This is a genomic window from Streptomyces sp. STAM6 (genome assembly GCF_054963715.1).
The window spans coordinates 17275-30865 of record NZ_JBUEFZ010000004.1; the positions used below are offsets into that span (position 1 = coordinate 17275).

9 protein-coding genes are annotated in these 13591 nt (G+C 72.8%); 5 read left to right on the plus strand and 4 right to left on the minus strand.

What is annotated here, in order from left to right:
• Nucleotides 1-128 precede the first annotated feature (128 nt).
• From ACY34K_RS06880 to ACY34K_RS06890, 3 genes are all read right to left on the minus strand, one after another.
• Nucleotides 129-989, minus strand: coding sequence for an acyl-CoA thioesterase (locus ACY34K_RS06880; protein ID WP_462744841.1), 861 nt, complete (start codon nucleotides 987-989; stop codon nucleotides 129-131).
• The gene (locus tag ACY34K_RS06885; protein WP_462744843.1) at nucleotides 990-2147 is read right to left on the minus strand and encodes an acyl-CoA dehydrogenase family protein; all 1158 of its coding nucleotides are present in this window, start codon (nucleotides 2145-2147) and stop codon (nucleotides 990-992) included.
• Between the two features lie 96 nt (nucleotides 2148-2243).
• Nucleotides 2244-3914, minus strand: coding sequence for a PucR family transcriptional regulator (locus ACY34K_RS06890; RefSeq protein WP_462744845.1), 1671 nt, complete (start codon nucleotides 3912-3914; stop codon nucleotides 2244-2246).
• A 271-nt stretch (nucleotides 3915-4185) separates the two neighbouring features.
• Here ACY34K_RS06890 and speB point away from each other — a divergent pair, with 271 nt between their 5' ends.
• The 3 genes from speB to ACY34K_RS06905 all read left to right on the plus strand — a co-directional run bounded on the left by speB (nucleotide 4186) and on the right by ACY34K_RS06905 (nucleotide 8122).
• The gene (gene speB / locus ACY34K_RS06895; RefSeq protein WP_462744847.1) at nucleotides 4186-5175 is read left to right on the plus strand and encodes an agmatinase; all 990 of its coding nucleotides are present in this window, start codon (nucleotides 4186-4188) and stop codon (nucleotides 5173-5175) included.
• Between the two features lie 208 nt (nucleotides 5176-5383).
• The gene (locus ACY34K_RS06900) at nucleotides 5384-7066 is read left to right on the plus strand and encodes a thiamine pyrophosphate-binding protein (protein WP_462744849.1); all 1683 of its coding nucleotides are present in this window, start codon (nucleotides 5384-5386) and stop codon (nucleotides 7064-7066) included.
• 126 nt (nucleotides 7067-7192) lie between these two features.
• The gene (locus tag ACY34K_RS06905; RefSeq protein ID WP_462745469.1) at nucleotides 7193-8122 is read left to right on the plus strand and encodes a serine hydrolase; all 930 of its coding nucleotides are present in this window, start codon (nucleotides 7193-7195) and stop codon (nucleotides 8120-8122) included.
• Nucleotides 8123-8188: 66 nt separating this feature from the next.
• Here the strand turns inward: ACY34K_RS06905 and ACY34K_RS06910 are convergent, their stop codons facing one another.
• Nucleotides 8189-9004: an endonuclease I family protein gene (locus ACY34K_RS06910; protein WP_462744851.1), complete on the minus strand. Its 816-nt coding sequence runs from the start codon at nucleotides 9002-9004 to the stop codon at nucleotides 8189-8191.
• A gap of 290 nt (nucleotides 9005-9294) precedes the next feature.
• Between ACY34K_RS06910 and ACY34K_RS06915 the strand changes: the two genes are divergently transcribed.
• Both ACY34K_RS06915 and ACY34K_RS06920 read left to right on the plus strand, forming a co-directional pair.
• The gene (locus ACY34K_RS06915; protein ID WP_462744853.1) at nucleotides 9295-9435 is read left to right on the plus strand and encodes a hypothetical protein; all 141 of its coding nucleotides are present in this window, start codon (nucleotides 9295-9297) and stop codon (nucleotides 9433-9435) included.
• Between the two features lie 366 nt (nucleotides 9436-9801).
• Nucleotides 9802-13521 carry an ABC transporter ATP-binding protein gene (locus ACY34K_RS06920; protein ID WP_462744855.1) on the plus strand — a complete coding sequence of 1240 codons (3720 nt, stop codon included), beginning with the start codon at nucleotides 9802-9804 and terminating at the stop codon, nucleotides 13519-13521.
• Nucleotides 13522-13591: the final 70 nt, after the last annotated feature.

Genomic DNA, 13591 nt, shown 5'->3' on the forward strand with positions numbered 1-13591 from the left:
GCGCCGGCACCCGGCCGCTCCGGTCCCGGACGCCGGCGCCTCCGGCACGGACTGCCTCCCCCATCCGCAGGGACGAGGGGGATCGCCGACGTCGACGACGGGCGACCCGGAGGTGGAACGGAGCCCGGTCAGAAGGGGATCCGCACGACGCCTTCCTGGATGACGGAGATGGCCAGGCGCCCGTCCTGGGTGTAGATGCGGGCCTGGCCCAGTCCCCGGCCGCCCGAGGCGGACGGCGACTGCTGGTCGTACAGCAGCCACTCGTCGGCCCGGAACGGGCGGTGGAACCACATGGCGTGGTCCAGCGACGCGCCGACCACGTCGCCGACCGCCCAGCCGCCGCGCCCGTGGGCGAGGAGCACCGAGTCCAGCAGCGTCATGTCGGAGACGTACGTGGCCAGGCAGACGTGGAGCAGGTGGTCGTCGGCGAGCTTGCCGTTCGTACGGAACCAGACCTGCGAGCGCGGTTCGCGCGGTTCGCCGACGCTGCCCCAGGGCGGGACCTCCGCGTACCGCAGGTCCACCGCGGCCCGGGCCTCGATCAGCCGTTGGGCGACGTCCGCCGGAAGGTGGCGCGGCAGCATCTCCGCGGCCGTCGGCAGCGTCTCGGGATTGGGCGCGGCCGGCATGTCCGCCTGGTGGTCCAGCCCCTCCTCGTACGTCTGGAACGACGCCGAGAGGTGGAAGATCGGCTGGCCGTGCTGGACGGCGACGACCCGGCGGGTGGTGAAGGAGCGGCCGTCGCGGATGCGGTCGACCGTGTAGACGATCGGCGCGCCCGGGTCCCCGGCCCGCAGGAAGTACGCGTGCAGGGAGTGGGCGAGCCGGTCACCGGGAACGGTCCGGCCGGCCGCGACCAGCGCCTGGGCGGCCACCTGGCCGCCGAACACGCGCGGGACGAGGGCCGACCGGGACACGCCCCGGAAGATGTCCTGCTCGATCCGCTCCAGGTCGAGCAGATCGAGCAGGGCGTCCAGAGCCTCGGGCACTTACAGCCCCATCGACTTCGCGATGATCGTCTTCATGATCTCGCTGGTGCCGCCGTAGATGCGGTTGACGCGGTTGTCCGCGTACAGGCGGGCGATCGGGTACTCGTTCATGTACCCGTAGCCGCCGTGCAGCTGGAGGCAGCGGTCGATGACGCGGTGGGCGACCTCGGTGCAGAACAGCTTCGCGGACGCGGCCTCGGCGGGCGTGAGCTCACCGGCGTCCAGGGCCTCCAGGGCGCGGTCGGCGACGGCCTCGGCGGCGTCCACCTCGGCCTGGCACGCGGCCAGTTCGAATTTGGTGTTCTGGAAGTGCGCGACCGGCTTGCCGAAGACGGTGCGGTCCGTGACGTACGCCTGCGCGAACCGGACGGCGGCCTTGGCCTGCGCGTACGCGCCGAACGCGATGCCCCAGCGCTCGGAGGCCAGGTTGTGGCCGAGGTAGTAGAAGCCCTTGCCCTCCTCGCCGAGCAGGTCCTCGACCGGCACCTTCACGTCGACGAACGCCAGCTCGGCGGTGTCGGAGGTGCGCAGGCCGAGCTTGTCCAGCTTGCGGCCGATGGAGTAGCCCTCGGACTTGGTGTCCACGGCGAACAGGGAGATGCCGAAGCGGCGGTCCTGCTCGCTCGGGGCGGAGGTGCGGGCGCAGACGATGACGCGGTCGGCGTGCACGCCGCCGGTGATGAAGGTCTTCGCGCCGTTGAGGACGTAGTGCGTGCCGTCCTCGGAGAGCTTGGCCGTGGTCTTCATGCCCGCGACGTCGGAGCCGGTGCCCGGCTCGGTCATCGCCAGGGCCCACATCTCCTCGCCGGAGACGAAGTTCGGCAGGTAGCGCTTCTTCTGCTCGTCGGAGGCCAGCATCTTGATGTAGGGCAGGGCGAGCAGCACGTGCACGCCGGAGCCGCCGAAGTTCACGCCCGCGCGCGAGGTCTCCTCGTACAGGACGGCCTCGAACTTGTGGGTGTCCAGGCCGGCGCCGCCGAACTCCTCGGGCACGTTGATGCCGAAGACGCCGAGCTCGCCGAGCTTGTAGTAGAAGTCGCGCGGCGCCTGACCCGCCGCGAACCACTCGTCGTAGACGGGGACGACCTCTGCCTCGATGAAGGCGCGGATGGTCTCCCGGAACGCCTCGTGGTCCTCGTTGAATACGGTCCGGCGCACGGACGCCTCCTCTGGTGATTCTGGGCACAACGTGTCTAAGCGCTTGCTCAGAAGAAGTTACCCGGCGGTCACCGGGGCTGTCCAGAGTCGTTCACATCACAACCACCGCAGCGCGAACCACAGCTCCATCCGCACCTCGGGATCGTCCAGGTCCGCGTCCAGCAGTCCCGCGCAGCGGCCGATGCGCTGCCGGACGGTGTTGCGGTGCACCTCCAGCGCGCTCGCCGTCCGGTCCCAGCTGCCGTGCAGCGACAGCCAGGCGCGCAGGGTCTCCACCAGCGGCTCCGGGAGCGGCGCGAGGAGGGCACGGGCATGGGCCGCCGCCTCCTCCCGGTCCACCAGCCCGGCGAGCCCGGCGGCCCGGTGCCGCGCCAGCGGCGCACGCGTCGCCTCCGCCCGCCGCAGCGCTCGCGCGGCCTGGGTGTCCGCGACGGCGAGGTCCCCCGCCTCGACAGCCCCGCTCACGCCGAGCGTCCACCCGGGCTGGGGCGTGACGGCGGAGGCGGCGGGGAGGAGGAGGCGGACGACACCCGCCCGACCTCCGGACGGGACGCCGGCCCCGGTCGGGTCCGGTACGCCCGGGCCGCCGCCAACCTGGGCTCCCTTCGCGGTCGCGTCCGGGCCGTCCGGCCCGCCGGCGGCTCCCTGACCCTGACCCGGGCCCGTAGTCGGGCCCGAAGCCGTACCCGGGCCCCGGCCCGCTGCCCGGCCCCGGCCCGCTGCCCGGCCCCGGGTCGCGGCCCCGCCGGCCGGCTGTGCGTCCGGATCCGGGGATCGTGTTCCGCCCGCGTCCACGAGCGGTGTTCCCAGCGCCGCCGCCAGGGACGCCGCCGCGAAGGGGGTGTGGTCGCCGCCCGTCGCGTGCACCACCGTCCAGGGGCCCGGGCCCAGGTCGCGGAGGGCCTCCGGCGCGGCGGCCCCGAGGAGCAGCCGGACCAGAGCGGTGTCGCGGGCCGTGACGTCGGCGGCGCGGTGTGGGGCGGTCAGGAGGGAGAGCAGCACCACCGCAACCCCGGCGACGGTGTGGTCCCCCGCCCCGCGGCGCTCGGTCGCCACGCCCAGGGCGGGTCCCTCCCCGGCGCCGAGCGCGTACGCCGCGAGGCGCAGCCCACCCCCGTCGCCGCTCGCCGAAGCGGGTCCGCCGGGCCTGGGTCCCACCACGCCCGCCAGTTCCGCGAGCGCCCGCGCCGCCTGCGGCGGAATCTCCCGGCCGACCGCCGCCGACTCCGTGCCGTCCGGGCCGAAGAGCACCGCCCGCCCGCCGAGCCGGGAGGCGAGCGCGCCCAGCACCGCCGGTACCGGATCGGGCCGGGCCGCCGCCGTCGCCAGGGCCTGCTGCGCCTCGGTCACCCGCCGCAGTTCGTGGTGGCGGGCCTGCGCCATCAGCCGCCACACCGCGCGGCCGACCGCGGTGAACGGCGTCCTCGGCGGCACCTCCAGCAGCGGAAGCCGGTGCCGGGCGCACGCCGCCACCAGCTCGTCCGGCACCGTGTCGTGGACCGGGGCCACGCCGAAGCCGAGCGCCGCCGCACCCGCCGCGACCACCCGCGACACATAGCGTTCCGCGTCGGTGAGCTGGACGCCCGCCGTCATGAGCAGCTCGCCGCCCAGCAGATAGGGAAAGGGGTCCGCCATTTCGGAGGTGTGCACCCAGTGGACCTCGGCCTCCACCGGCCCCGCGACCAGGCGCAACCCCAGGTCTTCGAGGGCCAGCAGGGCGCCGAGCGGGATGGCGGGGCCGGGAGGGGGCGGCGTCGCCTCGGACATGGACGCTTCCTCCATCCGAAACGGGTGGCAATGGATGAAACGTACACTTCAGCGCTGCCGCGAGGCCACCTACTGTCGTGCCACCGGCAGCCGCGCGTGAGCGAGGGAGCGTCCGCGCGCGGCCGTCGACGACACGGCGATCGCCGTCCCTCCCGCCGGGCGGACCATCCGCGGGCCCATGGCCGAGGCCGTGCCGGCCCACGGTGGAGCACCGCTAAAGTCATATACGCGTATCAATCGCAATGAAGCGCAGGAAAGAAGGCATTCGACCATGAGCAGCAACGAGACGCCGCGCGGCCCCATCGACTCGTCCCGCGTCCCGCGGTACGCCGGACCCGCGACGTTCGCGCGGCTGCCGCGCCTGGACGAGGTCGGCACCGCCGACGTCGCCGTCGTCGGCGTGCCCTTCGACTCCGGCGTCTCCTACCGCCCCGGCGCCCGCTTCGGCGGCAACGCGATCCGCGAGGCCTCCCGTCTCCTGCGCCCCTACAACCCGGCGCAGGACGCCTCCCCGTTCGCGCTCGCCCAGGTCGCGGACGGCGGTGACATCGCCGTGAACCCGTTCAACATCAATGAGGCCGTGGAGACCGTCGAGGCCGCCGCCGACGAGCTGCTCGGCACCGGCGCCCGCCTGATGACCCTCGGCGGCGACCACACCATCGCCCTGCCGCTGCTGCGCTCCGTCGCCAAGAAGCACGGCCCCGTCGCCCTGCTCCACTTCGACGCCCACCTCGACACCTGGGACACCTACTTCGGAGCCGAGTACACCCACGGCACCCCGTTCCGCCGCGCCGTCGAGGAGGGCATCCTCGACACCGAGGCCCTCTCCCACGTCGGCACGCGCGGCCCGCTGTACGGCAAGCAGGACCTGACCGACGACGAGAAGATGGGCTTCGGCATCGTCACCTCCGCCGACGTCTACCGGCGCGGCGCCGACGAGGTGGCCGACCAGCTCCGCCAGCGCATCGGCGACCGCCCGCTGTACATCTCCATCGACATCGACTGCCTGGACCCGGCCCACGCGCCCGGCACCGGCACCCCGGAGGCCGGTGGTATGACCTCCCGCGAGCTGCTGGAGATCCTGCGCGGCCTCGCCTCCTGCAACCTCGTCTCCGCCGACGTCGTCGAGGTCGCCCCGGCCTACGACCACGCCGAGATCACCTCGGTCGCCGCCTCCCACACGGCGTACGAGCTGACGACGATCATGTCCCGCCAGATCGCCGCGCAGCGCGCCGCCGGCGCGGAGGGTTCCGCGAAGTAGGCCCACCACCGCGGGGCCGGGGCGTGTGGGTACCGTTCCTTCGCGGAACCAGCGGCGAGCGAGCCGAAGGGGCGCGGCGATGCCGAAAGGGAGAACGCGCGGAGGTTCCGATGAACGAGGAACCGAGCACGATCGACCGTCGGCATCGCCAACAGGCGCCCCGGTGGGGGTCCCCCCTCCGGGGGAGAACCGAGCCCCAAGGAGAACAGTGACCCACGACCACGACCTCGTTCTGCGGCCCACCGCCGCGCAGACCGAGGCCGCGCTCAACCCCCCGCCCGGCCGCAACGGCGGCGATCTCGTCGTCGAGACGCTGGCCGGGCTGGGGGCCACCACGGTCTTCGGTCTGCCCGGTCAGCACGCGCTCGGCATGTTCGACGCCCTGAACCGCTCCGACCTGACCTACGTCGGCCTGCGGATGGAGAACAACGCGGGCTTCGCCGCCGACGCCTACGGCCGGATCACCGGCGAGGCCGCACCGCTGCTGCTGTCGACCGGGCCCGGCGCGCTCATGTCGCTCGCCGCCCTCCAGGAGGCCGCCGCCGCCTCCGCGCCGGTGCTCGCCATCGGCAGCCAGGTCCCGGCCGCCGGACTGGGCGGCGGTCGCCACGGCTATCTGCACGAACTGCGCGACCAGCAGGCCTCGTTCCGCGACATCGTCAAGTCCGTGCACACCGTCCGGACCGCCTCCCAGATCCCGTCGGCGATCAGCGCGGCCTGGGAGTCCGCCCTGACCGCCCCGCACGGGCCGGTGTGGGTGGAGATCCCGCAGGACGTGCTGCTCGCGGGGACCGGCCTGCCGGCCGTCACCGCGACGGACGCCACCCCGCACGACCTCGTGCCTCGCCCCGAGCTGACCGCCCTCGCGGCGCACCTGCTGGCGAACGCCGAGCGCCCGGCGATCGTCGCCGGCGGCGGAGTCGTGCGCTCCGACGCGTCCGGCAAGCTGCGGGCCCTGGCCGAGCGCCTGAACGCGCCGGTCGTCACCACTTTCGGCGGCAAGGGCGCCTTCCCCTGGAAGCACCCCCTGTCGCTCCAGTCCTGGCTGGAGGACCGGCACGTCACCGACTTCCTGGAGGACGCCGACGTCCTCCTGGTCGTCGGCTCCGGGCTCGGTGAACTGTCCTCGAACTACCACACGTTCACCCCGCGCGGCCGGGTCGTCCAGATCGAGGCCGACCTCGGCAAGCTGGAGTCCAACCACCCCGCCCTCGGCATCCACGCCGACGCCCGCCTCGCGCTCTCCGCGCTGCTGGAGACGGTCCCGCCACGCGCCGACGACAAGGCCGCGGACCGGGTCCGGGACGTCCTCACAGCCGTACGGGAGCGGCTCGCCGGCCAGGACCTCACCCTGGAGCAGCAGGTGCTCGCGTCCGTGCGCGAGGCCCTGCCGGACGACTCGCCCAGCTTCTGGGACATGACGATCCTCGCCTACTGGGCCTGGTCCGCCTTCGACGCCCGGCGCCCCAACACCATGCACTCCGCCCAGGGTGCGGGCGGCCTCGGCTATGCCTTCCCCGCCGCCCTCGGCGCCGCGGTCGCCGACCGGAGCACACCGGTCCTCGCGGTGTCCGGCGACGGCGGCGCCATGTACTCGCTCGCCGAACTCGCGACGGCCAGGCAGTACGGGCTGAACGTCACCTGGCTGATCGTCGACGACGGCGGCTACGGCATCCTGCGCGAGTACATGACGGACGCCTTCGGCGAGGCCACCGGAACCGAGCTGGCGCGGCCGGACTTCGTCGCCCTCGCCGAGTCGTTCGGCGTGCCCGCCGTGCGCACGTCACCGGAGGCCCTGCGGGACGACCTGGCCAATTCCCTTGCCCTGCCCGGCCCTTCCGTGGTCGTGCTTCCCGCGCTGCTCAAGATGTTCGCCCCGACGCACCGCTGAGCCGCCGACCCGTCCTGCGCGCGGGGCCCGCTGAAAAGACGAGCCCCGCGCGTACAACTTTTCCTCCGCTGCGAAGTCATTCTCTGCGTGAAGCGACTCTCCATATCCAGCCACCGGCGGGGTGCCCTGTGCGCCGCGGTCGCGCTCGGCGTCCTGCTGCCGACCGCCGCCACCGGCACCCCGGCCGCCGCCGTCACGCCGACCGTGGCGTGCACCTCCCAGAAAGCGGGACTCGCCGCCCAGCTGGTCAAGGACATCAACGCCGCCCTCAAGGGCCGCACCTCCACCACCGCGATCCTCGTCAACGACCGGATCACCAAGACCAGCTGCGTGCTGCGGCCGGACCAGCGGTTCGATTCGGCCAGCGTGGTCAAGGCGACCGTGCTCGCCACCCTCCTGTGGGACGCCCAGAAGACCAACCGGGCGCTGACCACGACCGAGAAGTCCCGCGCCCACGCCATGATCACCAAGTCGGACAACGACGCCACCAGCGCACTGTGGAAGCAGCTCGGCGTCACCAAGGTCCAGGGCTTCCTCACCGCCGCGGGCATGACCAAGACCGTCCCCGGCTCCGGCGGCTACTGGGGGCTCACCCAGATCACCGCCCGTGACCAGCAGAAGCTGCTGGCCCTGCTCACCGCCAAGAACGCGGTGCTCACCGACGCCTCGCGCGCCTACGCACTGCAGCTGATGAACAGCGTGGTCGCCTCCCAGCGCTGGGGCACCCCGGCCGGCGCCCCGTCGACCGCCAGGATCCACGTCAAGAACGGCTGGCTGCCGCGGGCCACGCACGGCTGGCGCGTGCACTCCATCGGTGCCTTCACCGGGACCGCGCACAACTACCAGATCACCGTGCTCACGCACGACAACGCGAACATGGACGCCGGCATCGCCACCATCCAGGCCGTCGCCCGCGCCGTCCACAAGGACCTCAACCCGACCGCTCCCGCGCGCCTCGGCTACACGCCGACCGCCGACCCGCAGGAAGCGATCCCCGCCGTTCCCGGCCGGGCCGCCCTCGACGCGGGAAGTACGTACAAGGCGCCCCTGAAGTAGCGGAGCGCCCCCTTGGTCCCCGGGTCCCGCACGGTCCGGGGGCAGGGGGCGCAGACGCGCTGAGCGCTACCAGATCGACTCGACCCACTCGGGGTGGTCGATGAACGGGTTCCGGTTGTGCTGGTACGTGTGGTGGATGACCTCGTTGCGGTGGCGCTCGAAGGCGTCCGGCGGGTCCTGGTCGTTCCACTGCTTCAGCACGGAGAGCCGCCCGTGGTACGGCGCGCTGCTGTTGGTGACCGAGTCGTTGGGCTCCAGGTCGGGCCAGCCGTCGGTGCCTTCGTAGCGCACGGCCATGTAGAGGATCATGCGGGCCACGTCGCCCTTGACGGCGTTGCGGGGCTCGAAGGAGTTGGAGTCGGTGTAGTTGCCGGGCGCGCCGCTGACCGCGCTGCCGCCCAGGTCGAAGTCCTTGTTGCCGCGGATGCTGTTGATCCGTACGTCCTCGGGGCGCAGGTGGTGCAGGTCGGTGCCGGGGCCGGCGGCCGTGCCGAAGTCGCCGTGGGACTGGGCCCACACGTGCTCCCGGTTCCAGTCGCCGACGTCGCCGCCGTTGAGGGACTTGCTGCGGGACGTCCCGCTGTACAGCAGCATCACATTGGCGCTGTTGTCGGGATCCTGGTCGGTGACCTTCAGCGCTTCCCAGACCGCCGAGTAGGAGATGGTGGTCTGGTTGCTGATGATCGAGTGCAGAGCGCTCTTGAGGGCGGTGCCGGACTTGCCGGTCGCGCTCGCGTAGTACGTCTCGTCGTACGCGGTGATGGTGGCCGTCTCACCTGCCGGTGCCGCCGTGGCGGCGGGCGCGGCGGTGCCGACGAGCAGCGCGGCGGCCAGAAGGGGCATCTTCCAGCGGCGTATGAAGCGGGGAAGCGGCGAGGACATGGGTGGGGGGCCTTCCCGATGCGGCGGCGCGCAGATGACCTGGGTGGGGCTCTACGCGGGTTGATTGTTTGCGGCAAGGGGAGGGTGACATGGACACGGTCACCTGGGTGTGAACAGGGCGTGCAGTTTCCGTGGCGCTGTCATGGACGTGTCGGTACGGAGGGTCGAGGGTCCGCCGCGACCCGGGTGACCTGGAGGTCGGGTTCGTCAGCCGGCGGGGCGTGTTCGGGTCCGGTTCCGGCAGCCGGCGCCGCGGCTGCGGACCGTTCTTCCCCCAGCCGGTTCCGGTGATGTGGCCCCCACCCGCGCCGCCGGTGCGGCCCCCGCGCCGGTCGCCGTACGGCGTCATCACGGCCGTCGCGCTCGACGCCGACGCCGGGCTCATGGTCCGGCCGTACGTGCCGGTCGCGGTGTGGGCGGAGGTCGCGTGATGGGCCCGACGGAACCCGGCACGGAGGTGAGTCTGATGCCCGGAGCCGGGCCGGAGGGCAGGGGCTGTGTCGTGATCACCGGCAGGGACGGTGGCCCGTTGTCCCGTCTCGTGGAGGACATGGACTCCGTCCGTCTCAGGCCGGCCGGGCACACCCTCGCGCGTGCACGCGATCTCTTCCCGGACGCCTCCGGCAAGGAGCTGCGCGAGCTGGGGGGAGAGCCTGGCCGACACCCTGGAGGACATGCTCCTCATCGCCGGGAACCGCGGGTCCTAGGACCAAAGACCGCACTTCGTTGCGGAGGGATGAAATCCGCATGCGCCCGCGTTGGTGCCTTCCGGCGGAACAGACGACGGGAGGCACCAGGTGGCGGCGGCAGAACAAGGATGGGCACGACGGCTGTCCGGGTACGCCTGGCGGTACCGGCGCAATGTCGTGCTCGCCCTCGGGTCGTCCCTCGCGGGCATGGCCGTCATGGCTCTGGTCCCGCTGATCACCAAGGTCGTCATCGACGACGTCGTCGGCGCCGGGACCCGCTCCCTCGCCGTGTGGACCGGGCTGCTCATAGCCGCCGCGGTCGTCGTCTACGTCCTGACGTACATACGCCGCTACTACGGCGGACGGCTCGCCCTCGACGTCCAGCACGACCTGCGCACCGACATGTACGGGACGATCACCCGGCTCGACGGGCGCCGCCAGGACGAGCTCTCCACGGGCCAGGTCGTCGGCCGCGCCACCAGCGACCTCCAGCTCATCCAGGGCCTGCTCTTCATGCTCCCGATGACCATCGGGAACATCCTGCTCTTCCTGATCTCCCTGATCGTGATGGCCTGGCTCTCCCTGCCGCTCACCCTGGTCGCCCTCGCCGTCGCCCCCGCCCTGTGGTTCATCGCCAAACGCAGCCGCACCCGCCTCCACCCCGCCACCTGGTACGCCCAGGCCCAGGCCGGCCACGTCGCGGGCGTCGTCGACGGCGCCGTCACCGGCGTCCGCGTCGTCAAGGGCTTCGGGCAGGAGGAGCAGGAGACCGGCAAGCTCCGCGAGGCGAGCCGAAAGCTCTTCGCCGGCCGGCTGCGGACCATCCGGATGAACGCCCGCTACACGCCCGCGCTGCAGGCCGTGCCCGCCCTGGGGCAGGTCGCCATGCTGGCGCTCGGCGGCTGGCTCGCCACCCGCGGTCAGATCACCCTCGGCACGTTCGTCGCCTTCTCCACCTACCTCGCCCAGCTCGTCGGCCCGGTCCGCATGCTCGCCATGGTCCTGACCGTCGGCCAGCAGGCGAGGGCGGGCGTGGAGCGCGTCCTGGAGCTCATCGACACCCAGCCGGTGATCAAGGACGGTACGAAGGAGCTGCCGGCCGACGCGGCGGCGAGCGTCGAGTTCGACGACGTCTCGTTCGCCTACGAGGACGGGCGGCCCGTCCTGGACGGCTTCTCCCTGGAGATCCGGCCCGGCGAGACCGTGGCCGTCGTCGGCGCCTCCGGCAGCGGCAAGTCCACCGTCTCGCTGCTCCTGCCCCGCTTCTACGACGTGACGCACGGCGCCGTCCTCGTCGGCGGCCGTGACGTCCGCGAGCTCACCCTCGACTCCCTGCGTGCCGCCATCGGCCTCGTACCGGAGGACAGCTTCCTCTTCTCCGACACCGTCCGCGCCAACATCGCCTACGGAAGGCCCGGCGCCACCGACGAGGAGATCCTCGAAGCGGCCAGGGCCGCCCAGGCGGACCGGTTCATCGCCGAGCTCCCCGACGGCTACGACACCACCGTCGGCGAGCACGGCCTGACCCTCTCCGGCGGCCAGCGCCAGCGCATCGCGCTCGCCCGCGCCCTCCTCACCGACCCCCGGCTGCTGCTCCTGGACGACGCCACCTCGGCGGTCGACGCACGGGTCGAGCACGAGATCCACGAGGCGCTGCGGTCCGTGATGGCCGGCCGCACCACCCTGCTCATCGCCCACCGCCGTTCCACCCTGGGCCTCGCCGACCGGATCGCCGTCCTCGACGACGGACGGCTCTCCGACATCGGCACCCACGAGGAGCTGCAGGAACGCTCCCCGCTCTACCGGCGGCTGCTGACCGACCCCGACGAGCTGGGTGGCGTCTCGCCGGGCCACGCCCTGCCGGCCGCCCCGGCCGAGGACGACCGCACCGTACGGCAGGAGCTGGACGCCGAGTTCGACGCCGAGCGCGGCATCACCCCCGCCCTGTGGGAGCGGGACGCCGACACGGGCGGCAGGTCGGAGACCCCCGGCGCCACACCGGAGCTGCTCGCCCAGGTCGAGGCACTGCCCCCGGCGACCGACACCCCGCAGGTCGACGAGGCGCGCGCCGTCACCCCCGAGGACTCCTACGGCCTGCGCAGGCTGCTGCGCGGCTTCGGCGTCCCCCTGCTCCTCAGCCTGCTGCTCGTCGCCGTCGACGCCGGCATGGGCCTGCTGCTGCCGATCCTGATCCGGCACGGCATCGACGACGGGGTCGAGCAGGCCGCGCTCGGCGCGGTGTGGGCCGCCTCCGGCCTGGCACTGCTGACCGTCCTGGTGCAGTGGGCCGCCCAGACCGGCGAGATCCGGATGACCGGGCGGACCGGCGAGCGGGTCCTCTACGCCCTGCGCCTGAAGATCTTCGCGCAGCTCCAGCGGCTCGGCCTCGACTACTACGAGCGCGAGCTCACCGGCCGGATCATGACCCGGATGACGACGGACGTGGACGCCCTGTCGACGTTCCTCCAGACCGGACTCGTGACCGCGTTCGTCTCCCTGGTCACCTTCTTCGGCATCATGATCGCGCTCGTCGTGATCGACGTACAGCTCGCCCTGGTCGTCTTCGCGACGCTGCCGGTGCTGGTGATCGGCACCTTCTACTTCCGCCGCTCCAGCGTGAAGGCCTACGAGCTGGCCCGAGAGCGGATCAGCGTCGTCAACGCCGACCTGCAGGAGTCGGTCTCCGGGCTGCGGATCGTGCAGGCCTTCGGCCGCGAGCGGTCCGGCGCGGCGAAGTTCGCCGAGCGCAGCTCCGCGTACCGGGAGGCCCGGGTCCGCGGCCAGTGGCTGATCTCGGTCTACTTCCCGTTCGTGCACCTGCTGTCCTCGGTCGCCGCCGCGGCGGTGCTGATCGTGGGCGCCGGCCGGGTGGAGGCCGGCACCCTGACCGCCGGAGCCCTGGTCGCGTACCTGCTCTACATCGACCTGTTCTTCGCGCCCGTCCAGCAGCTGTCGCAGGTCTTCGACGGCTACCAGCAGGCGTCGGTCTCGCTCGGCCGGATGCAGGAGCTGCTGCGCGAACCGACGTCGACGGCCCCCGCCCCCGAGCCACGGGGCGTGCGCTCGCTCAAGGGCGAGATCGCCTTCGAGAAGGTCTCCTTCTCGTACGGCACCGACACCGGGGAGGAGGCGGCCCTCAGCGACGTCGACCTGCGCATCCCGGCCGGCCAGACCGTCGCGTTCGTCGGCGAGACCGGCGCGGGCAAGTCCACCCTGGTCAAGCTGGTCGCCCGGTTCTACGACCCCACCTCCGGCCGGGTCACCGCCGACGGCACCGACCTGCGCGCGCTGGACCTCACCGCCTACCGCCACCGGCTCGGCGTCGTCCCCCAGGAGGCGTACCTCTTCGAGGGCACCGTGCGGGACGCCATCGCCTACGGGCGGCCCGGCGCCACCGACGCCGAGGTCGAGGCCGCGGCCCGGGCCGTCGGCGCCCACGACATGATCGCCACCCTGGACGGCGGATACCTCCACGAGGTCGCCGAGCGGGGCCGCAACCTGTCGGCCGGACAGCGCCAGCTCATCGCCCTGGCCCGCGCCGAACTGGTCGACCCGGACATCCTGCTCCTCGACGAGGCCACAGCCGCACTGGACCTGGCGACCGAGGCCCAGGTCAACCACGCCACCGACCGGCTCGCCGGCCGCCGCACGACCCTGGTGGTCGCCCACCGGCTCTCCACCGCCGCGCGCGCCGACCGCGTGATCGTGATGGACCACGGCCGGGTCGCCGAGGACGGCACCCACGACGAACTCCTGGCCCGGGACGGCCGGTACGCGGCACTGTGGCGCACCTTCGTGGGCGAGGAGGAGCCGGCGGCGACGGCCTGAGTATCCGCGCCGGCGCGATTGAGTACGCACCCCGATGGGCGGGCCGCGCCCCGCGCGGTGGGATGGGATC